22 protein-coding genes, 1 tRNA gene and 2 pseudogenes are annotated in these 22,731 nt (G+C 69.8%); 13 read left to right on the top strand and 12 right to left on the bottom strand.

Translation table 11 applies throughout. The features are described 5' to 3' along the window. Window positions 1-287: 287 nt before the first annotated feature. Window positions 288-1,085 carry a transposase gene (locus ACWCPI_RS35730; protein WP_451042116.1) on the bottom strand — a complete coding sequence of 266 codons (798 nt, stop codon included), beginning with the start codon at window positions 1,083-1,085 and terminating at the stop codon, window positions 288-290. A 178-nt stretch (window positions 1,086-1,263) separates the two neighbouring features. On the opposite strand from ACWCPI_RS35730, the gene ACWCPI_RS35725 reads away from it, so the two are divergent. The 3 genes and pseudogenes from ACWCPI_RS35725 to ACWCPI_RS35715 form a co-directional block, all read left to right on the top strand. Further along, window positions 1,264-1,752, top strand: a complete 489-nt coding sequence (locus tag ACWCPI_RS35725) for a GNAT family N-acetyltransferase (RefSeq protein WP_451042128.1) — start codon at window positions 1,264-1,266, stop codon at window positions 1,750-1,752. Window positions 1,753-1,916: 164 nt separating this feature from the next. Then, window positions 1,917-2,405, top strand: coding sequence for a hypothetical protein (locus tag ACWCPI_RS35720; protein WP_240501441.1), 489 nt, complete (start codon window positions 1,917-1,919; stop codon window positions 2,403-2,405). Window positions 2,406-2,442: 37 nt separating this feature from the next. Continuing rightward, window positions 2,443-2,715, top strand: a pseudogene (locus tag ACWCPI_RS35715) (transposase family protein); the annotation flags it as partial. Window positions 2,716-2,764: 49 nt separating this feature from the next. On the opposite strand, the gene ACWCPI_RS35710 reads toward ACWCPI_RS35715, so the two are convergent. Continuing rightward, window positions 2,765-3,573, bottom strand: a protein-coding gene (locus tag ACWCPI_RS35710; RefSeq protein WP_451042115.1) for an IS5 family transposase whose coding sequence is annotated in 2 segments (ribosomal slippage) — window positions 2,765-3,223 and window positions 3,226-3,573 — 807 coding nt in all. Because the reading frame shifts where the segments join, the coding sequence is not laid out codon by codon here. A 95-nt stretch (window positions 3,574-3,668) separates the two neighbouring features. On the opposite strand from ACWCPI_RS35710, the pseudogene ACWCPI_RS35705 reads away from it, so the two are divergent. Further along, window positions 3,669-4,919: pseudogene (locus ACWCPI_RS35705) on the top strand (IS701 family transposase). A 215-nt stretch (window positions 4,920-5,134) separates the two neighbouring features. Here the strand turns inward: ACWCPI_RS35705 and ACWCPI_RS35700 are convergent. Both ACWCPI_RS35700 and ACWCPI_RS35695 read right to left on the bottom strand, forming a co-directional pair. Then, window positions 5,135-5,208: transfer RNA gene (locus ACWCPI_RS35700), tRNA-Pro, on the bottom strand. An 81-nt stretch (window positions 5,209-5,289) separates the two neighbouring features. Next, window positions 5,290-5,568, bottom strand: coding sequence for a hypothetical protein (locus tag ACWCPI_RS35695; RefSeq protein ID WP_451042114.1), 279 nt, complete (start codon window positions 5,566-5,568; stop codon window positions 5,290-5,292). 412 nt (window positions 5,569-5,980) lie between these two features. Here ACWCPI_RS35695 and ACWCPI_RS35690 point away from each other — a divergent pair, with 412 nt between their 5' ends. After that, complete coding sequence (locus ACWCPI_RS35690; protein WP_451042113.1) at window positions 5,981-6,325, top strand: cupin domain-containing protein; 345 nt, start codon at window positions 5,981-5,983, stop codon at window positions 6,323-6,325. Here the strand turns inward: ACWCPI_RS35690 and ACWCPI_RS35685 are convergent. After that, window positions 6,315-7,319 carry a LacI family DNA-binding transcriptional regulator gene (locus ACWCPI_RS35685; RefSeq protein ID WP_451042112.1) on the bottom strand — a complete coding sequence of 335 codons (1,005 nt, stop codon included), beginning with the start codon at window positions 7,317-7,319 and terminating at the stop codon, window positions 6,315-6,317. The genes ACWCPI_RS35690 and ACWCPI_RS35685 overlap by 11 nt on opposite strands. Window positions 7,320-7,430: 111 nt before the next feature. Between ACWCPI_RS35685 and ACWCPI_RS35680 the strand changes: the two genes are divergently transcribed. Then, window positions 7,431-8,594 carry a Gfo/Idh/MocA family protein gene (locus ACWCPI_RS35680; protein ID WP_451042111.1) on the top strand — a complete coding sequence of 388 codons (1,164 nt, stop codon included), beginning with the start codon at window positions 7,431-7,433 and terminating at the stop codon, window positions 8,592-8,594. A 9-nt stretch (window positions 8,595-8,603) separates the two neighbouring features. Here the strand turns inward: ACWCPI_RS35680 and ACWCPI_RS35675 are convergent, their stop codons facing one another. After that, a complete protein-coding gene (locus tag ACWCPI_RS35675) occupies window positions 8,604-9,215 on the bottom strand; it encodes a TMEM175 family protein (protein WP_451042110.1) in 612 nt (203 codons plus the stop codon). Window positions 9,216-9,280: 65 nt separating this feature from the next. After that, a complete protein-coding gene (locus ACWCPI_RS35670) occupies window positions 9,281-10,309 on the bottom strand; it encodes a LacI family DNA-binding transcriptional regulator (RefSeq protein WP_451042109.1) in 1,029 nt (342 codons plus the stop codon). Window positions 10,310-10,426: 117 nt separating this feature from the next. On the opposite strand from ACWCPI_RS35670, the gene ACWCPI_RS35665 reads away from it, so the two are divergent. The 4 genes from ACWCPI_RS35665 (at window position 10,427) to ACWCPI_RS35650 (ending at window position 14,555) form a co-directional block, all read left to right on the top strand. After that, on the top strand, window positions 10,427-11,590 hold the full coding sequence (locus ACWCPI_RS35665) for a phytanoyl-CoA dioxygenase family protein (protein ID WP_451042108.1): 1,164 nt from the start codon (window positions 10,427-10,429) through the stop codon (window positions 11,588-11,590). A gap of 16 nt (window positions 11,591-11,606) precedes the next feature. Then, window positions 11,607-12,383 carry an SDR family oxidoreductase gene (locus ACWCPI_RS35660; protein WP_451042107.1) on the top strand — a complete coding sequence of 259 codons (777 nt, stop codon included), beginning with the start codon at window positions 11,607-11,609 and terminating at the stop codon, window positions 12,381-12,383. 109 nt (window positions 12,384-12,492) lie between these two features. After that, window positions 12,493-13,497: a Gfo/Idh/MocA family protein gene (locus tag ACWCPI_RS35655; RefSeq protein WP_451042106.1), complete on the top strand. Its 1,005-nt coding sequence runs from the start codon at window positions 12,493-12,495 to the stop codon at window positions 13,495-13,497. Further along, a complete protein-coding gene (locus ACWCPI_RS35650) occupies window positions 13,494-14,555 on the top strand; it encodes a Gfo/Idh/MocA family protein (protein WP_451042105.1) in 1,062 nt (353 codons plus the stop codon). The genes ACWCPI_RS35655 and ACWCPI_RS35650 overlap by 4 nt, the downstream gene beginning before the upstream one ends. A gap of 105 nt (window positions 14,556-14,660) precedes the next feature. Here ACWCPI_RS35650 and ACWCPI_RS35645 read toward each other — a convergent pair whose 3' ends face one another. The 5 genes from ACWCPI_RS35645 to ACWCPI_RS35625 are packed head-to-tail and all read right to left on the bottom strand — an operon-like array spanning window position 14,661 to window position 19,631. Next, window positions 14,661-15,686 (bottom strand): Gfo/Idh/MocA family protein, encoded by a 1,026-nt coding sequence (locus tag ACWCPI_RS35645; protein WP_451042104.1) that lies wholly within the window; start codon window positions 15,684-15,686, stop codon window positions 14,661-14,663. A 25-nt stretch (window positions 15,687-15,711) separates the two neighbouring features. Further along, the gene (locus tag ACWCPI_RS35640) at window positions 15,712-16,614 is read right to left on the bottom strand and encodes a sugar phosphate isomerase/epimerase family protein (protein WP_451042103.1); all 903 of its coding nucleotides are present in this window, start codon (window positions 16,612-16,614) and stop codon (window positions 15,712-15,714) included. Window position 16,615: 1 nt separating this feature from the next. Beyond that, window positions 16,616-17,530 (bottom strand): ATP-binding cassette domain-containing protein, encoded by a 915-nt coding sequence (locus ACWCPI_RS35635; protein ID WP_451042102.1) that lies wholly within the window; start codon window positions 17,528-17,530, stop codon window positions 16,616-16,618. Between the two features lie 5 nt (window positions 17,531-17,535). Next, complete coding sequence (locus ACWCPI_RS35630) at window positions 17,536-18,615, bottom strand: ABC transporter permease (RefSeq protein WP_451042101.1); 1,080 nt, start codon at window positions 18,613-18,615, stop codon at window positions 17,536-17,538. Continuing rightward, complete coding sequence (locus ACWCPI_RS35625; protein ID WP_451042100.1) at window positions 18,615-19,631, bottom strand: sugar ABC transporter substrate-binding protein; 1,017 nt, start codon at window positions 19,629-19,631, stop codon at window positions 18,615-18,617. The genes ACWCPI_RS35630 and ACWCPI_RS35625 overlap by 1 nt, the downstream gene beginning before the upstream one ends. Before the next feature lie 296 nt (window positions 19,632-19,927). On the opposite strand from ACWCPI_RS35625, the gene iolC reads away from it, so the two are divergent. The 3 genes from iolC to iolB are packed head-to-tail and all read left to right on the top strand — an operon-like array spanning window position 19,928 to window position 22,724. Further along, the gene (gene iolC / locus ACWCPI_RS35620; RefSeq protein ID WP_451042099.1) at window positions 19,928-20,887 is read left to right on the top strand and encodes a 5-dehydro-2-deoxygluconokinase; all 960 of its coding nucleotides are present in this window, start codon (window positions 19,928-19,930) and stop codon (window positions 20,885-20,887) included. A 35-nt stretch (window positions 20,888-20,922) separates the two neighbouring features. After that, window positions 20,923-21,810, top strand: a complete 888-nt coding sequence (locus ACWCPI_RS35615) for a Cgl0159 family (beta/alpha)8-fold protein (protein ID WP_451042098.1) — start codon at window positions 20,923-20,925, stop codon at window positions 21,808-21,810. Window positions 21,811-21,836: 26 nt separating this feature from the next. After that, window positions 21,837-22,724, top strand: a complete 888-nt coding sequence (iolB, locus tag ACWCPI_RS35610) for a 5-deoxy-glucuronate isomerase (protein ID WP_451042097.1) — start codon at window positions 21,837-21,839, stop codon at window positions 22,722-22,724. Window positions 22,725-22,731: the final 7 nt, after the last annotated feature.

Raw genomic sequence — 22,731 nt, 5'->3', positions numbered from 1 at the left:
GAATCAGGAAATAGAGAGCGCCTCGCCTTGGAGGGTGCCGCCGTAGTGGTGGTGGTTTATATGGGGAAGAAATTCCGGAAGGTGAAAGAGCTGCGTTCGGAACAAGACGCTGCAGCTCAACGGGACATGCGCACATCCAATGCACCGGATCCTACCCTCGGACCTTATGGGGATGTCATGGAAGGATTTGATCCCCAAAAGATCAGGGCAATAACCGAGAAAAAAGTGTCGGGTGTCTGGGGGCGGAAGCCTGTGCAATCACATCGCAAGATAGACAATGGCGGCAATTACCTCAGGGGAATGCCCCATATACGATAAGCTAAGGCTTGTCCCGTAACTGATCTTCGAATGGGTATGGGGGGAGGTCGCTCGACACCGTCGCCCTTGAGGCGGCAGTCGCGCAGGATCTTCCAGGTCTTCATCCGGGCGAAGACGTGCTCGCCCCGAGCACGGACCTGCTTGTGGGACTTGTTGTGCGCCTGCTTCCAGTCGGGGAGGTCTTCGCCTTTGCGGCGTCGATGGGGCATCACGAGGCCGGTGCCCGGGTAGCCGCCGTCGGCGATCGTCATGGTGTTGCCGACGGCGGCCTTGGCCCCGGATTCCACCCATGCCTTGCAGTCGTTGCGGTTGCCGGGCACCGGTCGGCCGACCACGACGACCAGGCGGCTGTCGGCGTCGATGACGACCTGGTGGTTGGTGGAGTACCGGTAGTTTTTCGACTGCTCGGCGACCGTGTGGTCACGGGTGGGAACCAAGGTGCCGTCCACGATCAGCACGGTCTCCCTGCGGAATCGCTTGCGCTGCCGCAGTGCCAGTAACGGCCCGAGCTGATCGACGATCCGGTCCGCAGCCGACTTGGACACCCCGAACAGCGGAGCGAGTTGCCGCAGCGTCAGGTTCGTTCGCCAGTACGCGGTGACCAGCAGGACCCGGTCCTGCAGCGGCAGGCTCCACGGCCGACCCTTGCGGACCGGGTCCGCACCTTCGCGCCGCAGTGCGGTGACCAGCTTGCCGAACTGCCGCGGGCTCAGCCCAGTGAACGGGGCTATCCAGGACGGCTCGGACGCCGTGATCACACCAGACACAGCAAGATCATCTCAACTGCCGGCCATTCGCGGTGGCCTCTCCGGCTGGCTTCGTGCGCTATCAGTAGCAGCGTTCGTCTGCTTGCTTGAGCAGCGGTGGCCCGAGGAGTGGGGCCGAGGAAACGGCTTTGCGCCCTGTGTGATCGGCGTGGATGCTGGCTCGCCGGAGGTACTGAAGATGATCAACGTTGTGTTGAAGCTGTCAGCCCGTGATTTGGTGCGTGCGGACCTGGCGTCGTGCGGGTGGGCAGGGTCTGACCACCACCTGGCCAGCGTCGCCAAGCAGTTGGAACGTGTCCGGATCGGCGAGGTCGACTACCTTGCGGTCTGTTCTGCAACGGACATCCCTGTGGCGAAGGGCGGCGTCGACTACCAGATCAAGGAGGGTGTCGGCACTTTGTGGCAGCTGGCAGTCCACCCCGCATTGCAGTCGTGCGGGATCGGCACGTTCCTTGTTGAAGCGGCAGAACAGCGGATCAGGAACCGCGGTCTGCGGCAGGCCGAGCTTGGTGTGGAGGAAAGCAACCCCCGGGCACGCGCGCTATACGAAAGGCTGGGTTATGCGGCGTACGACCGTCAGCCGGACTCGTGGGACGTGCAAGCCCCTGATGGATCGTTGCGCCGCTACGAAACGATGTGCACGTTGATGCGGAAGGAACTCACGTAGGCTCATGTCACCTTCGCGGGATCTGTCAGCGGACGCGTCGTTCTTCGCCCTGCCCGCGCATGCCGCGGGCGCGTGCGTACTCGATGGAACGCAACCGGACGCTGTGGGGCGGCTTGCGCATAGGTAGCTCGGCTCTCTCCGCAGCGAGTTGAGAAACTCACGTCATGGGATCTTGGGGAACCTTGGGGCCGGCGCTGTTGTCTCTGGCCGGTGTTGCGCTCGGCGCTGGCGGGTCGTTGTTCGGCCAGTACCTGGTGTCACGGGCGAGCACCCGGCAGTTGGAGATACAGGAGTCAGCCGCGCACCGTGCGGAGCTGAAGAACGTGATCCTGAAGTTCCTGAGCATTGCGTCGCAGGTGGAGAAGGCGGTGCTCACGTCCCCACATGTCGGCGTCAGCGCGGCCGATCCGGTGATCGACCGACTCGTCGACGACTTGTGGCTCGCGCACGCGGAGATCGACCTTTCGGCCAGAAGCGAGCCCCTGCGGGGTGCTGCCTACCGCTATGCCGCCCGCCTTGCAGAGGTGGCCCGAGGAGAGCTGGCCGACGCGTCCGCGCTGCGCGGGCCGCAGGTGCAGTTCTTTGACGCCGCGTATGACGACATGTGGCCCGGTCAGCGACGGGCAGCCGGGGATTCCCTCACGCCCCGGTGAGACGTGACAGGGATGAGACGATCTTGCCGCGGTTGGTGTGATCACGGCGCCGGAGTCCTCCTGGATAATCCCGTTCCCCGGGCTGAGTCCACGCTGCTTCCGCAAGCTGATCGCCGCGCTACGCCACGGCGGCGCGGATCCGGTACGCAAGGGCCGTCCCTGGAGCCTGGCACTGGAGGACCGCGTGCTGCTGCTGATCGCCTACTGGCGCACGAACTTTACGCTGCGTGCCCCGCTGTTCGGCATCTCGAAATCCTCGGCCGACCGCAGCATCGACCACCTCGGGCTCTCGCTCGCCCTCCGGCCCCGCATCAGCCCGACCCAGAGATCAATTGCGGGACAGCGCTTAAGACGTCATTTCACTTGGCCAGTCGGCGGTGACATATGAGGGTTGCGGCGATGGCTGTGAAGGCAAGGAAGTGTTCCGGCTTGCGCTCGTAGCGGCGGTGCAGGCGGCGGCAGCCAGACAGCCAGGACACGGTCCGCTCGACCACCCAGCGGTGCCGGCCCAGCCGCTGGGACGACTCGATGCCCTTGCGGGCAAGGCGGTGCCGGATGCCGCGGGAAGCGAGCCATCGCCGCAGGTGGTGGTAGTCGTATCCCTTGTCACCGTGCAGCTTGGCGGGCCGTCGGCGTCGCGGGCCGCGACGCGAGCGGATGGGTGGGATGCCGCGGACCAGCGGGATGAGGGCCTGGCTGTCGTGGAGGTTGGCGGCGGAGATGCCGACAGACAGGGGAAGGCCCTGGCGGTCGACGATCAGGTGGATATTCGATCCGTTCTTGCCGCGGTCGGTCGGATTCGGTCCCGTCAGCTGCCCCCTTTGAGGGCACGGACGCTGACGGAGTCGATCGCGCACCGCGACCAGTCCAGATCGCCGCGGGCACCAAGTTCGTCGAGGACCAGGCGGTGAAGCTTGGCCCACACCTGGGCCTCCGTCCACTCGGTGAACCGGCGGAAGGCCGTCACGCCCGACAGTCCGAAGCCTGGTGGCAGTTGGTTCCAGGTGCAGACTGAGGTGGCCACGAAGATGATGGCAGCCAGCACCTCGCGGTCCCCTCGCCGCCGGTGCCCTCCACCCTGGGGGCGGATCGGCGCCGGCGGGACCACTCGCTGGAACAACGTCCACAGCTCTTCCGGCGCCATCCGCTCGACAAGCGCAGCAGTCATCACCCCAGACTGCCGCAAGATCACACCAACTGAAATGGCGTCTAATACTCCAGTGAGATTTCGTGTCCTGAGCTGCTGGTTGTCGTTGTCCGTGTATGGAGGCGATAGCGGAAGTCGACCAGTGGCAGGGTGAGTTGGAGTCGGTGTTCGCTCGGGTGGCAGGTCGGTTCGCCCGGGCGGATTTACGGCGGCGGATACGGGACTACGTGCTGGTCTGCTGGCGCCGGTCGAGCGAAAGAACGGCTGGCAGCTGGCAGAATGGGCCGGCCACCGCGACCCGGCGGGCCTGCAGCACCTGCTCAACGGCGCCCGGTGGGACGCCGACGCGGTCCGGGATGATGTGCGCAACTACGTCGCCGAACAGCTTGGCCCCGGCGGGGTGCTGATCATCGACGACACCGGGTTCATCAAGAAGGGCACCACCTCGGCCGGGGTCGGCCGGCAGTACACCGGCACCTCAGGAAAGATCGACAACTGCCAGATCGGGGTGTTCGCCGCCTACGCCACCAGCTCCGGCCGAGCCCTGGTGGACCGGGGAGCTCTACCTGCCGAAAGCCTGGACGTCCGACCGTGACCGCTGCCGGGCGGCCAAGATCCCGGACGAGCGGAAGTTTGCGACCAAGGGCGAACTGGCCCGGGACATCATCCGCCGCTGCCTCACGGCCGGCCTGCCCGCCCAGTGGGTCACCGCGGATGAGGCTTACGGGCAGGACTGGCACTTCCGCCGCCTTCTCGAGCAACTCGGCGTCGGCTACGTGGTGGCGGTGCCGAAATCCCAGCAGATCAAGTCCCTGGCCGGGATCTGGCGCATTGATCAGCTCATCAAAGAAGCACCCTGTGATGCCTGGCAGCAGCTGTCCTGCGGCGACGGGGCAAAGGGGCCGCGAATCTACGACTGGGCCGCGGCCAAGCTGCCTGCCAACCTGATCTTCGACCCCGACCCGCCGACCTACCACCGGTGGGTGATGGCCCGCCGCAGCCTGTCCGACCCCGGTGAGATCGCCTACTACCTGGCCTACGCACCCGTCGGCATCGAGATCGCCGAACTGGCCCGGATCGCCGGCTCCCGCTGGGCGATCGAGGAGTGCTTCCAGGCTGCGAAGAACGAGTGCGGCCTCGACCAGTACGAGGTCCGCCGCTATTACGGCTGGTATCGGCACATCACCCTGGCCATGCTCGCCCACGCCGTCCTCACCGTTCTTGCCGCCCAGACCGGCGACGATGCAAAGGGGGCCGCAGAAACGGATCAGCCCTCGTCCCGCTCACCGTGGCAGAGATCCGGCGCCTGCTGGACTCTCTCCTGCCGCACCCCCGACCCCATCAGGACAGACGCCTGCATGCCCTGAAGTGGTCCCACTGGCGCAGACACCACCAAGCCATCGCCCGACGATGCCACTACCAAAGAAGAGCCAGCTCAGAACACGAAATCTCACTGGAGTACTAAGCACCGCCGCTCTGGCACCTGTGAGAAATTGTGAGACGAGACCCCAGAAACGATCAAGGGCCTCGTCTCACCTAAGTGATTCAAGGCCCTGACCTGCGACTACGAAGAAGACTCCAGTCGGGACGACAGGATTTGAACCTGCGACCCCTTGACCCCCAGTCAAGTGCGCTACCAAGCTGCGCCACGTCCCGTTGCACGCCCCGCGGCGGGCCGCGTGATCATGCAGGTCAACCCTACCTCATAGGCGGCACGCGCCACCCGTGGGCCAGCGGCTACCGGCCGCTGCGGACCTTCTCCGCATGCTCCTCCGGGCGCGGGACCCGCACCTGCACCGGGACCGTCCGAACGGTGGAGCCCTTGTCGGCCGAGAACCAGACGGGCTGAGCCGCCGGGCCGGACGCCGAGGTGTTCTTCGCGCACCGGCCCGGGCTCCAGCCCCTGCCCGCGGCGAACCCCGCGATCAGCAGGGTCACGGTCGCGACCACCCACCACGGCAGGCCGGCTGTGGCCGTGAACGCGATGACCGCCACCACCGAAAGAAATGCGGACACGCCCTGCTCCCCCTTCACCCGTCAACTCCCCTGCCCCCGGCATACCGAGAGCCGCCTGCGTCACAGCAGGCATATGACGCAACAATACGCGAGACCGTCGTATAACCCAGTTCGGCTCATCCGTACATATGAAGGGCGATTAGATATGAATGACGGAAGAGCAGATATGACGTGTGGTCAGGGAGCCCCGAGCGGCTGCTGTTCGCTGCCGGGGCGGGCAGGCTCACGGCGAGCGACCGGCAGCCCGAGGAGGGTGCCGTACCCGGTCCGTGCCGAAGGTTCGGCCGACGGCGGTAGGGCGTTGCCCGGGGCGCCGGTGATGTCGGGCGGCGACGAAGTGTCGGTTCGCCCGCACCCACACCTCACACTGTGTCCAGGTCTTCGGCCCGTCCCCCGCGGCTAGGGTCACCGCATGACGCACAGCTTCGTAGTCCACATCCCCGACGCCGAACTCGAACCCGAGCCCCTGGCACCCGAGCAGATCGTCTCCGGCGCACCCGAGGTGACCGGGAAGGTGGTCTGGGAGTCGGAGGACGGGCGCCGGATCCGCGGGATCTGGCAGATCACTCCCGGCGTGGTCACCGACACCGAGGCCGACGAACTGTTCGTCGTGATCAGCGGGTCGGCCACCATCGAGGTCGAGGGCGGGCCGACGCTGACCGTCGGGCCCGGCGACCTGGCCGTCCTGCGCGAGGGCGACCGTACGACGTGGACGGTGCACGAGACCTTGCGCAAGGCGTACGCGATCAACCTGTGAGCGGTGGCGCCGTCGACCCGCGGATCTCCAGGGCGGGCGTGGCGAGTTGCACCCGGCCCGCTCCCCCGGCGCCCTCGAAGCGCTCCAGGAGGCAGCGGGCCGCGCGGCGCCCGACCTCGTGGCTGGTGTTGTCGACCGTGGTGAGCCAGACGTGCCGCAGCCGGGCGATGCTCGTGTTGTCGCAGCCCACCACCGACAGGTCGCGCGGGACGTCCAACCCCAGTTCCCCGGCCGCCGACAGCGCGCCGATGGCGGCCATGTCGTTGACGGCGAAGACGGCCGTGGGCCGGTCCGCGCGGCTGAGCAGCCGGACGGCCGTGCGGTAGCCGCCCTCCTCGGTCATGTCACTGGGCTCGACCACCGCCCGGTCCGCGAGGCCCCGCTCGCGCATCGTCGCCTCGAAACTGCGGCGTCGCAGCTCGCCCACCGCGCCGTATCCCGCGATGTGCGCGATGCGGCGGTGCCCGAGGCCGATGAGGTGCTCGGCTACCAGCCGGGCACCGTGTTCGTCGTTGCCCGCCACGACGTCGACGCCGGGCGGCGCCGGCTCGCGGGAGCCCGCCAGCACGACCGGGATCCGCTCGGCCACCGCTCCGAGCGCGGCCGGGTCGGGCAGTGTGCCGACCACGACCAGCCCGTCGACCCCGAGGTCGAGGAAGGGGCCGGCGGGGTCCTGGCCGGTACGGCGGTTCAGGCGGGCGTCGGCGAGCAGCATGTGCAGGCCGTTGTCGTGCAGGAGCGAGTTGAGGCCGTCGAGCATGTCGACGAACCAGGGGTTGCGCAGGTCGTTCAGCAGAACGCCGACCGTGCGGCTGCGCTGCTCGCTGAGACTGCGGGCGGCGGCGTTGGGCCGGTAGCCGAGCTCGCGAACGGCCCGCAGGACGGCCTCCCGTTTCTCCGGGCGTACCTGGTCGGAGCCGCGCAGTACCAGCGAGACCAGGGACTTGGAGACACCGGCCCGGTCGGCCACGTCACGGATCGTCGGCGCTCTCATGCTCTGGACCGTTCCATGGGCGGGTGCGGGTTGTCAAAGGGTTGACATCCAGGGCAGACGGAACCCAAGGTGGGCGGGACAGGAAATGGACCGGTCCAAAGAAGGGCTGTCATGGTGGATTCACTCGGTGTCGCCGTCGTCGGTTTCGGCTGGATGGGCCGGGTGCACACCCAGGCGTACGCACGCGTCCCGCACCATTACCCGCAGCTGGCGGTACGGCCGGAGCTGGTCACCGTCGCCGAGGAGGTCCCGGGCCGGGCCGAGGAGGCCGCCGCGCAGTTCGGGTTCGCCTCGACGACCCGTGACTGGCGCGAGGTGGCCGCCGACCCGCGGGTGCGGGCGGTGAGCATCACCGCGCCGAACTTCCTGCATCGCGAGATCGGCGTGGCGATGGCCGAGGCCGGCAAGCACATCTGGATCGAGAAGCCGGTGGGCCTGACGGCCGCGGACGCCCAAGCGGTCGCCGACGCCGTCTCCGAGGCCGGTGTCCGCAGCGCGGTCGGCTTCAACTACCGCAACGCGCCCGCCGTCGAGGCCGCCCGCGACCTCATCGCCTCCGGCGAGATCGGCGCCGTCACACACGTCCGCATCCGGCTCTTCAGCGACTACGCGGCGCATCCGGACGGCGCCCTGACCTGGCGGTACGAGAAGGAGCGCGGCGGCAGCGGCGTCCTGGGCGACCTCGCCTCGCACGGCGCCGACCTCGCCCGCCACCTGCTCGGCGACATCACCTCCCTCACCGCCGACACGGCCGTGTTCATCCCGAGTCGTGCCCGCCCCACCGGCGCCACCGCGGGCCACACCCTGGCCGGCGGCGGTGAGCCCGGCCCCGTGGAGAACGAGGACTACGTCAACTGCCTGCTGCGCTTCGCCTCCGGCGCGCGTGGCGTCCTGGAGGCCTGCCGGGTCTCCGTCGGCGAGCAGAACAACTACGGCTTCGAGGTGCACGGCACCAAGGGCGCGGTCTTCTGGGACTTCCGCCGGATGAACGAGCTGGGCGTCAGCCGTGGCACGACGTACCAGGACCAGCCGGTCAGCACGGTGTACGTCGGCCCGGGAGCCGGTGAGTTCGGCGCCTTCCAGCCGGGTGCGGCGAACGCCATGGGCTATGACGACCTCAAGGTCATCGAGGCGTACCGCTTCCTGCGCTCGATCGCCGAGGGCACACCGCACGGGGCCACCCTCCAGGACGCCGTGCACAGCGCCGCCGTACTGGACGCGATGGTGCGGTCGGCGCAGAGCGGCGCGTGGGTGGAGGTGGAAGCGGGGGCGTGACGGCCGGTGTCAGCGGGCCCGGTCGGCCCGTCGGCCGAGGGCCACCTTGACCGGGACCATGGCCAGCCAGAGCCACACGGCCGCGGAGCCGACGGCGAGGGCGAGCGGGACGCTGGCCGCGAAAACCCCCACCGTCGCCGCGAGGTCGAGCGCGAAGAGCCGGAAGCCCCCCGGCGGCCTCGCCGCGCCGCGCAGCCAGGGGCGCCGGACCAGCAGCAGGAGCAGTGCGAGGTGGGCCGCGCCGAGGGCGGCGACCGCCGCCGCGTAGATGGCCACCGACTCGGGGTGTGTGCCGTACTCGGAGATCAGCTTGGTCGGGAAGGGCACCAGGGCGGCCACGCTCAGGCCGACGAGGGAGAGCGTGATCACCTGTCCGTCGACCTGCCGTACGAAGCCGAAGATCCAGCGGTGTTGACGCCAGTAGGCGCCGAGCACCAGCACGCTGAGCGCGTAGGCCCCGAGGACGGGGATCAGTTCGTGCAGGGCGTCGTCATACTTGTCCGCGCCCAGTCCCCGGGGCACGTAGAAGTCCAGGACGAGCAGGGTGATGGCGATGGCGAACACGCCGTCGGCGAGCGCCACCAGTCGTTCGGGGCTGCCGTCCGGCTTCGATTTCCACATGCGCACGACGGTAGGGAGCCGAGCCGGTCCTGCGGGCGTACACGCCAGGTGGACGCCCCCGACACTCACCCGATGGGCGTGGGCATGTTGTACGGCGTCACCACCTGGATCGCCGACGGCAGGGTGGGCCCGGCGGGCGGCAGCGCGCCGTGGGCCCGCATGACGATGTGGCAGGCCTCCCGCATGTCCTGACGCAGGTCGTGGTGGAGCACGGCGGACAGGCGGTGCTCGCGCAGCAGCCGGGTGTTGTCGTGGTCGAGGTCGTGCGCGACGAACACGGCGCACGGCCGGCCCAGTTCCTCGAAGGCTCGCAGCGTCGCTATGTTGCCGCCGCCGATCGAGTAGACCGCGCGGATCTCCGGGTCCCGCTGCAGGGCGGCCCGGACGAGGTCGTACTGGGTGGCGTCCAGTCCCTGTCCCTCGGTCAGTTCGACCAGGGTGCGCTCGGGATGACGGGCGCGCATGGCGCTGCGGAAGCCCATCTCGCGCTCCTCCTCGTTGCGGAAGAAGCCGCTGCTGAGGCTGGTCAGGACATGGCCGGGGCGGTCGCCGAGCCACTGGCCCACGAGGTACGCGGCCGTCGCGCCGGCGGCCCGGTTGTCGATGCCGACGTAGGCCAGGCGCGGCGTGGACGGCAGGTCGGTCACCAGGGTCACCACCGGTATGCCCGCGTCGGCGAGCCCGGCGACGGCGGCGGTGACCTCGGGGACGTCCGGGGCCTTGAGGATCACGCCCTGCGAACCGCGCCGGGCTATCCGCTCCAGCGTCCTGGTCAGCTCCTGCACCGGTCCCGTCTCCCGGAAGTGGAAGCGCGAGCGCACCACGGCGGGGTGCAGGGCGGGCAGCTCGGCCTCCAGGGCGGCCCGCACGGCGGTGGAGAACCGCTCCGGCGTCTGCATCACGATGTCGATCATGAAGGTGCGGCCCACCAGCCGGACCTGGGTGCGCTGCCGGTCCAGGTCGGCGATGGCCTGGTGGACCTCTCGCGCGGTGCTCTCGCGCACCCCTCCCCTGCCGTTGAGCACCCGGTCGACGGTGGCCTCGCTCAGACCTGCCTGACGTGCGATCTCCCGGATCGGGAAGGGGTGGCCCATGCGGATGCTCCTGGCGCGGCCCTGAGGGGTTTTTGATGGCCGCCTGCTGGTTGTTCGAGGGGTTTGTACTGACAAGAATGACAGCACTGAGTCGCCCCTGTCACCGAGAGGACGCCGATGTCCTTCACCCCCGTACATCGCCGTGCGTGGCTGTCCGAGCAGGACTGCGACCTCGCCGCCTTCGGTGCGCTGGTCGAGCGGACCACCGACCTCGCCGACCACCCGTACGCCTGCGCCGTACAGGAAGGCGTCCTCGTCTACGACAGCGACCGGCTGCGGGCGGCCGACCCCCGGGCGGTACGGGCCGAACTGGTCCGCGCGCTGACGGACGGCCCGGGCGTCGTCGTCTTCCGGGGCGCCTTCTGCGACTCGGAGGTGGTCGACCGGCTCAGCGCCGTGTTCGACGCCCTGATCGCCGAGCAGCGCGCCTCGGGCGTGAACGCCGGTGACCACTTCGCCCGGCCGGGCGCCAACGACCGGGTGTGGAACGCGCTGGAGAAGGCGGCGCTCCACGACGCCGAGGCGTTCGCCGACTACTACGCCAACGACATCCTGGCTCTGGTCTCGACCGCCTGGCTCGGGCCCGGCTACCAGGTGACCTCGCAGGTGAACGTGGTCAACCCGGGCGGCGCCGCGCAGACCGCGCACCGCGACTACCACCTGGGTTTCCTGACCGCCGAGGCCGCGGCGGCCTACCCGGCCCATGTCCACGCCCTCTCCCCCGCGCTCACCCTCCAGGGGGCCGTCGCGCACTGCGACATGCCGGTGGAGACCGGGCCGACGATGTACCTGCCGTACTCGCAGACGTACGAGCCCGGTTACCTGGCCTGGCGCCTGCCCGAGTTCCAGGCGTACTTCGACGCCCACCACGTGCAGCTGCCGCTCGCCAAGGGTGACGCGGCCTTCTTCAACCCGGCGCTGTTCCACGCCGCCGGCACCAACCGTTCCGCGCACGTCCGGCGCATGGCGAACCTGCTCCAGGTGTCGTCCGCGTTCGGGCGGGCCATGGAGACGGTGGACCGCGAGGCGGTCGTGAACGCCGTCTACCCGGTGCTGCTCGGGCGCCGAGGCGCCGGCGCGGACGAGGCGTGGCTGGGGAACGTGATCGCCGCGAGCGCCGAGGGCTACCCCTTCCCCACGAACCTCGACAGCGATCCGCCGGTCGACGGGTCGGCCCCGTCCTCGCAGGCGGACGTCGTACGGCGTGCGCTGCGCGAGTCGTGGACCCCCGAGGCGCTGCGCGCGGAGCTGCGGGCCGGTGCCGAGCGGCGCCAGAGCTGAAAGGACCCGGAAAGACATGGCACTACTCGACGACAAGGTCGTCCTCGTCAACGGCGGCAGCCAGGGCGTCGGCGCGGCGATCGCACGTGCGGCGGTCCGCGAGGGGGCGGTCGTGGCCGTCACCGGGCGGCGCGCCGAGCCCGGGGAGGCGCTGGTGGCCGAACTCGCCTCCGAAGGGGGCAAGGCCCTGTTCGTGCGGGCCGACCTGTCGGACGCCGAGCAGGCCAAGGCGGCCGTGGCCGAGGTCGTCGACGCGTACGGCCGGATCGACTGCCTGGTCAACTCGGCGGGGCTGACGTCGCGGGGCACCCTGCTGGACACCACGCCCGAGCTGTTCGACCAGCACATCGCGATCAACCTCAAGGCGCCGTTCTTCGCCATGCAGGCCGCCGTCCAGGACATGGTCACGCGAGGCGCGCCCGGCACGGTCGTCAACATCATCACGTCCTCGGCGCACGGCGGGCAGCCGTTCCTCGCGCCGTACGTCTCCGCCAAGGCCGGCCTCATCGGGCTGACCCGCAACGCCGCGCACGCGCACCGCTGGGACCGGATCCGGATCAACGGCCTGAACATCGGCTGGACGGCGACGGAGGGCGAGGACGCGACGCAGCGGACCTTCCACGGCGCCGGGGAGGACTGGCGCGAGGAGGCCGCCGCCCGGTTGCCGATGGGCAAGCTGGGGCAACCCGACGAGATCGCCGACTTCGTGGTCTTCCTGCTGTCGGACCGGTCCGGCGTGGTGACGGGATCGGTGATCGACTGGGACCAGAACGTCCTGGGCGGTCTGGACTGAGGACGTGGGCTCGTCCGGCGATCGGGGACGGGCCCCGAAGGGCGACCGGAGTCCGGGGCGCGGCCCCGGCGGCGAACAGCAACCACACACAAGGAAAGCAGCGGAGCACATGCGTATCGGAATCCTCGGCCTCGGCCGCATCGGCGCCTTCCACGCCGAGACCCTGTCCGGCCTCGACGCGGTCGACTCGCTCGTCGTCACCGACCCGTTCGCGGACGCCGCCAAGGCCGCCGCCGAGCGCTTCGGCGCCGAGGTCGTGGACTCGCCGGAGGCCCTGCTGGCGGCCGGCGTGGACGGCGTCGTCGTCGCAGCCGCGACGGACGCCCACCCCGCCCTGATCCTGGCCGGGGTCGAGGCCGGCATCCCGGTGTTCTGCGAGAAGCCCGTCGCCAGGACCATGGGCGAGGGCGTCGAGGTGCTCAAGGCCGTCCAGGGCAGCGACGTGCCGATCCAGATCGGCTACAACCGCCGCTTCGACGCCGGTTTCGTCGCGGCGCGGGCCGCCGTGCACGCCGGTGAGCTGGGCAAGCTGCACACCGTACGGTCGACCACGCTGGACCCGGCGCCGCCGCCCGCCGCGTACGTGGCCGCCTCCGGGGGAATCTTCCGGGACTGCTCGGTGCACGACTTCGACATCATCCGCTGGGTGACCGGCCGCGAGGTGACCGAGGTGTACGCCGTCGGCGGCAACCGCGGCGCCGACTACATCAGGGAGGCGGGTGACGCCGACACCACCGGCGCGCTCCTGACCCTGGACGACGCAACGATCGCGGTGGTCTCCAACTCCCGCCACAACGCCCGTGGTTACGACGTGCGCATGGAGATCCACGGCTTGAAGGACTCCATCGCCGTGGGCCTGGAGGACAAGCTGCCGCTGCGCTCGGTCGAGCCCGGCGTGACCTTCCCGGCCGGCACCCCGCACGACTTCTTCATGGACCGCTTCACCGAGGCCTACCGTGTCGAACTCACCGCGTTCACCGAGGTCGTGGCGGGTACCCGGCCCTCCCCCTGCACGATCGAGGACGCCCTGGAGGCGGGCTGGATCGCGGAGGCGTGCACGCTGTCGCTGCACGAGCACCGCCCGGTGACGATCGAGGAGGTACGGCGGGGATGAACGACTCGGGCCAGGAACCGCTGCGCATCGGGGTGCTGGGCGCCGCACGCATCACCGAGAGCTCCCTCGTCGGCCCGGCCCGCACGAGCGGCCACCGCCTCGTCGCGGTGGCCGCGCGTGACCGGGCCCGTGCCGAGGCGTTCGCCGACGAGCACGACGTGGAGCGCGTGGTGGACTCCTACGCCGACCTGGTCGCCGACCCCGAGGTGGAGGTCGTCTACAACCCGCTCGCCAACGGTCTGCACGGGCCGTGGAACCTCGCCGCGCTCGCGGCCGGCAAGCACGTCCTGACGGAGAAGCCGTCGGCGAGCAACAGCGAGGAGGCGGCCGAGGTGCGGGAGGCGGCCGCCAAGTCCGGGACCGTCTTCATGGAGGGGTTCCACTACCTGTTCCACCCGGTGACCCGGCGGCTGCACGAGATCCTGGCGAGCGGGGAGATCGGCGAACTGCAGCGGGTGGAGACGCTGGTCGCCATCCCCGCGCCCGGTGACACCGACCCGCGCTGGTCGCTTCCGCTCGCCGGTGGCGCCCTGATGGACCTCGGCTGCTACAGCCTGCACGCGGTGCGGATGCTCGCGCCCTGGGCGGGCGGTGCGCCGCGCCTGGCCTCCGCGCGGGGCGGCGAGCGCAGCGGGACTGCAGTCCACCCGGACGGGCTCCGGGGCAGCACCGGCGCCGGCGGCGTCGACGAGTGGCTGGACGCGGAGCTGGCGTTCCCCGGTGGGGCGAGTGCGTCCGCGCGCTGCCACATGGGGTACGGCGAGGTGGAGATGAGCTGCCGGATCGTCGGCTCCCGGGGCGAGGCGCTGGCCCCGAACTTCGTGCTGCCGCACCTGGACGACCGGGTCGTGGTGCGCACGGCGCGGGGCGAGCGGACGGAGCGGCTGGGTACGCGCTCGTCGTACACGTACCAACTTGAGGCGTTCGCCGCGCACATACGCCGGGGCGCGCCCCTTCCCCTGGACGCGGACGACGCGCTGGCGACGATGTCGCTGATCGACGAGTCCTACCGGGCGGCGGGCTTCGAGCCGCGGCCGCGTACCGCGCTCGCGGGCTGAGGACCGGACCGCACGACGGACACGGCTGAGGGCCGGGGACCGGGTGCCCCGGCCCTCAGCCGTCACCGCACCGCGGGCCCTCGGTCAGGTCGGGCCGGCGGTCCGTCACACCGCGTACAGCGCCGGTCGTTCGACCAGGTCCACGGTGACCCGGCCGCCGTCCTCCAACGCCCGTACGCCCGCCTCGCACACCGCCGCCACGGCGTACCCGTCCCATGCGCTGGGCCCGGTGACCTCGCCGCGCCGGGTGGCGTCCACCCATGCCTGCACCTCACGGTCGTAGGCGTCGGCGAACCGCTCGATGTAGTCCTGGGCGATGATGCCGCCCCAACGGCCGGCGGCGTGGGTGACCATGGCGTGGCCGTCGCCGACGCGGGCGGTGCCGCGTTCGCAGACGACCTCGGCCTGGACCTGGTAGCCGAAGCCGCAGTTGACGAAGATCTCGACGTCGACGACGGCTCCTCCGTCGGTCTCGAAGACCACGAACTGCGGATCGCGGATGCCGTCCGGCGCGTTCCCCGACGGGGCCGGGGCCAGCACGGTGACGGCCGTGATCTCGTGGCCGAGCAGCCAGCGGGTCACGTCCATCTCGTGGGTCACCGAGTCGTTGATGAGCATCGCGCTGGTCCAGCCGGGTGGGCTGGCGACGTTGCGGTGCTTGTTGTGGAGCATCAGGGGGCGGCCCAGCTGGCCCGTCTCCAGGAGGGCCTTGAGCTTCATGTACTCCGCGTCGTAGCGCCGCATGAAGCCGACCTGGACCCGGCGGTGCCCGAGCCGCTGCTCGGCCGCCAGGACGCGCAGGGCGGACGCGGCGTCAGGGGTGAGGGGTTTCTCGCACAGCACCGGCAGATCGTGCTCGAAGGCCGTGAGGAGGGCCGCCTCGTGGGCGGGTCCCGGTGAGGCGATGATCACCGCGTCCACGTCGGCCGCCGCCATGGCCGCGACGGGGTCGGTGTGGGCGGCGCAGCCGTCGACGCGGGCGGCGACCGCTTTGGCCCGCTCCGCGTCGACGTCCACGACGGCCGTCACCCGTGCTCCGCTGATGACCTCGTCGATACGGCGCACATGGTCCGCGCCCATCTTTCCGGCACCGATGACTGCGACTTTGAGCGTCCGCGTCCGCTGGGTCATGGCGATCGGCCGTCCTCTCGGGTCGTCAGGCGCCGCAGGACTTGAGGAACTTGCGGGTACGGACGGCGATCGGCAGGGGCTTGTCCGGCTCGCACGGGTACATGTCCTGCTCGACGATCGCGAACAGGTCCACGTTCAGCTTCTGCGCGGCCTGAAGGACCGGCCCCAACTCCGGCACACCGGCCGGCGGTTCGCACATCACGCCGCGCTGGACGGCGGGCCCGAACGGGATCTCGTTCCGGACGACGTCCGCGAGGATCTCCGGGTCCACCTGCTTGAGGTGCAGATAGCCGATGCGCTCGCCGTAGGTCTCGATCAGCTTGACGCTGTCGCCGCCGCAGTAGGCGTAGTGCCCCGTGTCCAGGCACAGGTTGACCAGGTCGGAGTCGGTGGAGTCGAGGAAGCGCTCGACGTGGGCCTCGGTGTCGATGTGGGTGTCGGCGTGCGGGTGGACGACGATGTCGAGTCCGTACGCCTCCCGCACCTCGTGCCCGAGCCGCTCCATGCCCTTGGTCAGGTGCGCCCACTGCTCGCCGGTGAGCTCCGGCGGCTCCAGGATCTCGGCGGTCTTGTCGTCCCGCCAGAAGGAGGGGATCACGACCAGGTGCTTCGCGCCCATCGCCTGGGTGAGCGCGGCGACCTGGCCGACGTGCTCCCAGGTGGACTCCCAGACGGAGGGGCCGCGGTGCAGTCCGGTGAAGACGGTACCCGCGGACACCTTCAGGTTCCGCTTGTTCACCTCGTCGGTGAGGCGGGCCGGGTCGGTCGGCAGATAGCCGTACGGGCCCAGCTCGATCCAGGAGTAGCCGGCCTCGGCGACCTCGTCCAGGAAGCGTTCCCAGGGCACCTGCACGGGGTCGTCGGGGAACCAGACGCCCCAGGAGTCCGGGGCCGAGCCGACCCGGATGCGGTCCAGCACAGGGGGCATGTCAGGCCTTCCCTTCGGGCGCGGTGGCCACGGGGGCGGTGAGGTCCGCCTCTTCCGGGAGCTCCTCGACGTCGACGCCGCGGACCTGCGCCAACTCGTGCTTGAGCGCGGCGAGTTCGGTACCACCCGCCATGTGGTTGGTGAGCTCTTCGAGGCTGACCTCGTCACGGGAGGCGTTGAGCTCCATGGTGCCCAGGCGCAGGACGCTGAAGTGGTCGCCGACCATGTAGGCGTGGTGCGGGTTGTGGGTGATGAAGATGACGCCGAGGCCGCGGTCGCGTGCGGCGGCGATGTACTTCAGCACCACACCGGACTGCTTGACGCCGAGGGCGGCGGTGGGCTCGTCCAGGATGAGGACGCGGGCGCCGAAGTGGACGGCGCGGGCGATGGCCACGCACTGGCGCTGGCCGCCGGACAGGGTGCCGATGGGCTGCTCCATGTCGTCCAGGACGATGCCCATGTTGCGCAGTTCCTCGTCGGCGGTCTTCTTCATCTTCTCGATGTCGAGCCGGCGGACGGGCCAGGGGCCCTTGGTGATCTCGGAGCCGAGGAAGAAGTTGCGCCACACCGGCATCAGGGGGACGACGGCGAGGTCCTGGTAGACCGTGGCGATGCCCTTGTCGAGAGCCTCGCGCGGGGTGGAGAAGCGCACCGGTTCGCCGTCGACGAGGAACTCGCCCTCGGTGTGCTGGTGCAGACCCGAGATGATCTTGATGAGGGTGGACTTGCCCGCGCCGTTGTCGCCGAGCACGCAGGTGACCTGGCTGGGGAACACCTTCAGGTCGACGCCGTGCAGGGCGCGGATGTTGCCGTACGACTTGCCCGCGGCGCGCAGTTCGACGACGGGGCCGTCCTTCTCAGGGGCCTTGTCGGCGAGGACGGCGCCGTGGGTGCCGGTTCCGTTGGTGGGTGTCATCGCGGTCACCTCCGGGTCGCCGTGCGCTGCACGTACAGATTGATCAGGACGGCGCCGAGGAGCATCACGCCGAGGAACGCCTTGAACCAGTCGGGGTTCCAGCCGGCGTAGACGATGCCCTGCTGCACCATGCCGAACATGAAGGCGCCGAAGACCGGGCCGATCGCCGAACCGGCGCCGCCGGTCAGCAGACAGCCGCCGATGACGGCCGCGGCGATGTAGATGAGCTCCTGGCCCACGCCCTCGCCGGACTGCACGGTGTTGAACGAGAACAGCTGGTGCATGCCGACGAACCAGGCACCGAAACCGACCAGCATGAACAGTGAGATCTTGGTGAACGTCACCGGCACACCGACCGCCCGCGCGGACTGCTGGTTGCCGCCGACCGCGAAGACCCAGTTGCCGTACTTGGTGCGCAGCAGCACCCAGGTGGCCAGGGCCGCGAAGACCAGCCACCACACCACCGTGATCTTGACGTTCACCCCGCCGACCTCGAAGGACGAGGCGAAGACCGCCTTGGCCTGGTCGAATCCGTCCATGTCGCTGATGTCGTCGGTGGCGACGTTGCCGGTGATCAGCTTGGTCACCGCGAGGTTGACGCCCTGCAGGATCAGGAAGGTGCCCAGCGTGACCAGGAAGCTCGGCAGGCCCGTCTTGACGAGCATCCAGCCGTTGAACAGGCCGACCGCCAGTGACGCGATCAGGGCGACGATCACGCCGACCCATACGTTCATCGTCAGCTGGTAGCTGATCATACTCGCGGTCAGTGCGGAGGTGACCACCGCGACGCCGGCCGACAGGTCGAACTCTCCGCCGATCATCAGGAGGGCCACGGGAAGGGCCATGATCCCGATCGTCGACGACTGGTAGAGGATGTTGGCCATCGAGCTGCCGTCGCGCACCGGCGGCGCCGTGATCAGGAAGAAGACCAGCACCGCCACGGCGCCGAGGAAGACGCCCACCTCGGGGCGGGCCAGCAGCCTCAGCGCCAGCGGGCGTTCGGCCGTCCGCCCGTCCTTCTCCTTGCCGGGGCCGGGGGCCGGCGGTGTGGTCACCGCCGGCTCAGCCTGTTGGGTCATGCTCATCACCGAGTGCCCTTCGCGGCGAACTTGTCGATCGTCTCGACGTTCGTCTTGTCGACGAAGGCAGGTCCGGTCAGCACCGGCTGCTCCCCGCCGCCCATGTAGTTGCCGTTGTTCTTGTAGAGCCACAGGGAGTCGATCGCCAGGTAGCCCTGCAGGTAGGGCTGCTGGTCGACGGCGAACTCGATGTCACCCTTGCTGATCGCTCCGGTCAGCTCCTTGTTCAGGTCGAAGGTGGCGACCTTCGCCTCGCTGCCGGCGTCGCCGATCGACTGCACCGCGGTCAGCGCGAACGGGGCGCCGAGGGCGACGACGTAGTCGATGTCGCTGTCCTGCTTGAGCTTGGCCGTGATCGTCGACTTCACCGACGGCATGTCGGTGCCGTTGACGTTCAGGTTCTCGACCTTGCCCTCGAAGGTCTTCTTCACGCCCGCGCAGCGCTGCTCCAGGCCGATGTTGCCCTGCTCCTGGATGACACAGACGGCGTTCTTGGCACCGGCCTCGTTGAGCCGCTTGCCGAGCGCCTCGCCCGCCACGGTCTCGTCCTGGCCGAAGAACTCCATCAGGCCGAGCTTCTGCCACTCGCTGACACCGGAGTTGAGGCCGACCACCGGTATGCCGGCGGCCTTCGCCTTGTTCACGACGTCCTTCATCGCGTCGGGCTTGGCGAGGGTGATGGCGATGCCGTCGACCTTCTGGTCGATCGCGTTCTGGACCAGGTTGGCCTGGTTGCCGGCGTTCGGGTCGTTGGAGTAGATCAGCTTGATGTTGTCCTTGGCGGCGGCGGCCTCGGCACCCTTGCGGACGATGTCCCAGAAGGTGTCACCGGCCGACTGGTGGGTGACCAGGGCGACCGTCATGCGGGGCGTGGTGGCCTTGCCCGCCGAGGCGTCCGCGGCGCCTTCCTCGGACTTCTTGCCGCCGGAACTGCTGGAGCATCCTGCGAGCGTCAGCGCTGCCGCTGCGGCCACGGCCACCACGGGGGCCAACTTGCGGGAGCGAGAGTAAGAGCGGTCCATCTTTCCAGCACCTCACTGTGCGACGGGGTGTGCGACGGGGGGAAAGGGTGTGATCACCGGGATCCACGGCCCGGGCCCGGAGGTCCGGTCGTGTGCCGTGGAACACGGCGGTTGCGCTGGGACGGGATCCAATCGCTGGATCCGGCCGCTGTCAATACTTTGTTAAGACATCATTTCACAAGCAGGTCCGAATGTAAGTACAAAGTATTGACAGCGTCGGCCTCCACGCCCTACATCTGGGAGGCGGCAGGCCCCCTGGGGGCCGTACCCCCAGCCCAGCTCTAGGAGCGTCGCGCATGGCCGAGTCAGCCAAGCCCTTCGACTTGATCACAATGGGAAGAATAGGAGTCGACCTCTACCCCCTGCAGTCCGGCCTGTCTCTTGCGCAGGTGGAGACGTTCGGCAAGTTCCTCGGAGGTTCGGCCGCGAACGTCGCCGTCGCCGCCGCCCGGCTCGGCCGTACCACCGCCGTGATCACCCGGACCGGCGACGACCCCTTCGGCGCCTACCTGCACGAGGCCCTGAAGGGCTTCGGCGTGGACGACCGCTGGGTGACGCCCGTCGCGACCCACCCGACGCCGGTGACCTTCTGCGAGATCTTCCCGCCGGACGACTTCCCGCTGTACTTCTACCGGCAGCCTAAGGCGCCTGACCTGGAGATACATTCCGACGACCTGGACTACTGGGCCATCCGCTCGGCCCGGGTCTTCTGGATCACCGGCACCGGCCTGAGCGAGGAGCCGAGCCGCTCCGCCACCCTCGCCGCCCTCAAGGCACGCGACAAGGCGGCAACCACGGTCTTCGACCTGGACTGGCGGCCCATGTTCTGGCGCGACCCGCAGGAGGCCCGCCCCTACTACGCCGAGGCGCTGCGGCACTCCACGGTCGCCGTCGGCAACCTCGACGAGTGCGAGATCGCCACCGGTGTCCGCGAGCCCCGCGCCTGCGCCGAGGCGCTGCTGGCGGCCGGGGTGGAGCTGGCGGTCGTCAAGCAGGGCCCCAAGGGGGTGCTGGCCGTGCACCGCGACGGCACGGAGGCCGAGGTGCCGCCGGTGCCGGTCGAGGTGGCCAACGGCCTCGGCGCCGGCGACGCCTTCGGCGGCTCACTGGTCCACGGGCTGCTGGCCGGCTGGGACCTCGCCACCACCATGCGGTACGCCAACGCCGCCGGCGCGCTCGTCGCCTCCCGACTCGCCTGCTCCTCGGCGATGCCCACCGAGTCCGAGGTCGAGGACCTCCTCGCACAGGCGTCGTGACGGCCTGCCGAGCCACCTTCGAACGGAGCCTTCCTTTGAGCATCACCATCCCCGACCTCACCGCGATCAGAGCCCGCAACCCCGAGGCGATCGCCGAGGCCGCCGCCCGCCGGACGCGTCGCCCGCTGATCGGCGACAGCGGCCGCCTGATGATCGTGGCCGCCGACCATCCGGCCCGCGGCGCCCTGGGCGTCGGCGACCGCCGCCTGGCCATGGCCGACCGCGCCGACCTCCTGGAGCGCCTCTGCGTGGCGCTGTCCCGGCCCGGTGTCGACGGGGTGCTGGCCACCGCCGACATCCTGGAGGACCTGCTGCTGCTCGGTGTCCTCGACGACAAGGTCGTCATGGGCTCGATGAACCGCGGGGGGCTGGCCGGCGCGTCCTTCGAGATGGACGACCGCTTCACCGGTCACCGCGCCGAGGACATCGCCCGGCTGCGCTTCGACGCGGGCAAGCTGCTGGTCCGGATCGACTACGGCGACCGGGGTTCGCTCGACACCCTGGAGTCCACGGCCCGCGCCGTCGACGCCATGGCCGCGCTGCGGCTCCCGCTGTTCGTCGAGCCGTTCATGTCCCGGCGCGTCGACGGCAAGGTGCGCAACGACCTGTCCGCCGAGGCCGTCACCAAGTCCATCGCCATCGCCTCGGGGCTGGGCGGCACCTCCGCGTACACCTGGCTGAAACTGCCCGTCACCCATGACCCCGACGACATGGCGGAGGTTCTGGAGACGTCCACGCTGCCCGTCGTCCTGCTCGGCGGTGAGGTCGGGGGCACCGCCGAGGACCAGGCGGGCGCCTACGAGCGCTGGCGCAAGGCGCTCCAGCACCCCACCGTCCAGGGCCTGGTCGTCGGCCGCTCCCTGCTCTACCCGGCCGAGGGCAGTGTGGAGACGGCCGTGGACACGGCCGTCGGCCTGTTGTGACACGGATTGCGACCCGGAGGAACACGATGACGTATCACCTTCCCGCGGGAAAGGCGCTCGGCGGCCCCTACGTCGTGGACGTCACGCCCGAGAAGGCCGGCTGGGGCCACTCCAGCCTGAGGGTCCTGGAGCTGCCGCCCGGCGGCTCGCACACCTTCGACACCGGTGACAGCGAGTGGATCGTCCTGCCGCTGACCGGCGGCTGCACGGTCGAGGCCACCGACGATTTCAGCCACGACACCTTTCGGCTCACCGGGCGTGACAGCGTGTTCAGCGCCGTCAGCGACTTCGCGTACGTGCCACGGGACGCCCGCACGACCGTCTCCTCCACCGACGGCGGACGGTTCGCGCTGACCGGCGCGCGCTGCACCCGGCGGCTGCCCGCCCGCTATGGTCCGGCGTCGTCGGTTCCGGTGGAGCTGCGCGGCACCGGCAACAGCAGCCGTCAGGTGAACAACTTCGGCGCGGCCGGCGTCTTCGAGTGCGACAAGCTCATCACGGTCGAGGTCATCACGCCGGGCGGCAACTGGTCGTCGTTCCCGCCGCACAAGCACGACGAGCACCGCCCCGGCGAGGAGTCGGTGCTGGAGGAGATCTACTACTTCGAGTTCGCCGGCCACGACGGCACCCCCGGCCTCGGCTACCAGCGTGTCTCCCCGTCCGGCCACGGGCGCAACACGGACGTCCTGGCCGAGGTGCGCGGTGGCGACGTCGTGCTGATCCCCGACGGCTGGCACGGGCCCTCCATGGCGGTGCCCGGTCACCACATGTACTACCTCAACGTCATGGCGGGCCCCGAGGCCGAGCGCGCCTGGCTGATCTGCGACCACCCCGATCACGCCTGGGTCCGCGGCACCTGGCCCGACCAGCCGGTCGATCCCCGTCTGCCCCTCTACACCGCCCCGTCCCAGTGAGGTCCCC

This window comes from Streptomyces sp. NPDC001920 (genome assembly GCF_053594495.1).
Note: the sequence above shows the minus strand (reverse complement) of the source record. Positions and strands in the feature narration are given on the sequence as shown.

What these genes read in the sequence shown, in the direction of transcription:
- ACWCPI_RS35640 (WP_451042103.1), bottom strand. Translation starts at nt 16,614, where the DNA reads ATGCCCCCTGTGCTGGACCGCATCCGGGTCGGCTCGGCCCCGGACTCC.
- ACWCPI_RS35670 (WP_451042109.1), bottom strand. Translation starts at nt 10,309, where the DNA reads ATGGGCCACCCCTTCCCGATCCGGGAGATCGCACGTCAGGCAGGTCTG.
- ACWCPI_RS35655 (WP_451042106.1), top strand. Translation starts at nt 12,493, where the DNA reads ATGCGTATCGGAATCCTCGGCCTCGGCCGCATCGGCGCCTTCCACGCC.
- ACWCPI_RS35630 (WP_451042101.1), bottom strand. Translation starts at nt 18,615, where the DNA reads ATGAGCATGACCCAACAGGCTGAGCCGGCGGTGACCACACCGCCGGCC.
- ACWCPI_RS35635 (WP_451042102.1), bottom strand. Translation starts at nt 17,530, where the DNA reads ATGACACCCACCAACGGAACCGGCACCCACGGCGCCGTCCTCGCCGAC.
- ACWCPI_RS35720 (WP_240501441.1), top strand. Translation starts at nt 1,917, where the DNA reads ATGGGATCTTGGGGAACCTTGGGGCCGGCGCTGTTGTCTCTGGCCGGT.
- ACWCPI_RS35645 (WP_451042104.1), bottom strand. Translation starts at nt 15,686, where the DNA reads ATGACCCAGCGGACGCGGACGCTCAAAGTCGCAGTCATCGGTGCCGGA.
- ACWCPI_RS35690 (WP_451042113.1), top strand. Translation starts at nt 5,981, where the DNA reads ATGACGCACAGCTTCGTAGTCCACATCCCCGACGCCGAACTCGAACCC.
- ACWCPI_RS35650 (WP_451042105.1), top strand. Translation starts at nt 13,494, where the DNA reads ATGAACGACTCGGGCCAGGAACCGCTGCGCATCGGGGTGCTGGGCGCC.
- ACWCPI_RS35665 (WP_451042108.1), top strand. Translation starts at nt 10,427, where the DNA reads ATGTCCTTCACCCCCGTACATCGCCGTGCGTGGCTGTCCGAGCAGGAC.
- ACWCPI_RS35625 (WP_451042100.1), bottom strand. Translation starts at nt 19,631, where the DNA reads ATGGACCGCTCTTACTCTCGCTCCCGCAAGTTGGCCCCCGTGGTGGCC.
- ACWCPI_RS35685 (WP_451042112.1), bottom strand. Translation starts at nt 7,319, where the DNA reads ATGAGAGCGCCGACGATCCGTGACGTGGCCGACCGGGCCGGTGTCTCC.
- ACWCPI_RS35675 (WP_451042110.1), bottom strand. Translation starts at nt 9,215, where the DNA reads ATGTGGAAATCGAAGCCGGACGGCAGCCCCGAACGACTGGTGGCGCTC.
- ACWCPI_RS35725 (WP_451042128.1), top strand. Translation starts at nt 1,264, where the DNA reads ATGATCAACGTTGTGTTGAAGCTGTCAGCCCGTGATTTGGTGCGTGCG.
- iolC (WP_451042099.1), top strand. Translation starts at nt 19,928, where the DNA reads ATGGCCGAGTCAGCCAAGCCCTTCGACTTGATCACAATGGGAAGAATA.
- ACWCPI_RS35660 (WP_451042107.1), top strand. Translation starts at nt 11,607, where the DNA reads ATGGCACTACTCGACGACAAGGTCGTCCTCGTCAACGGCGGCAGCCAG.
- ACWCPI_RS35680 (WP_451042111.1), top strand. Translation starts at nt 7,431, where the DNA reads ATGGTGGATTCACTCGGTGTCGCCGTCGTCGGTTTCGGCTGGATGGGC.
- iolB (WP_451042097.1), top strand. Translation starts at nt 21,837, where the DNA reads ATGACGTATCACCTTCCCGCGGGAAAGGCGCTCGGCGGCCCCTACGTC.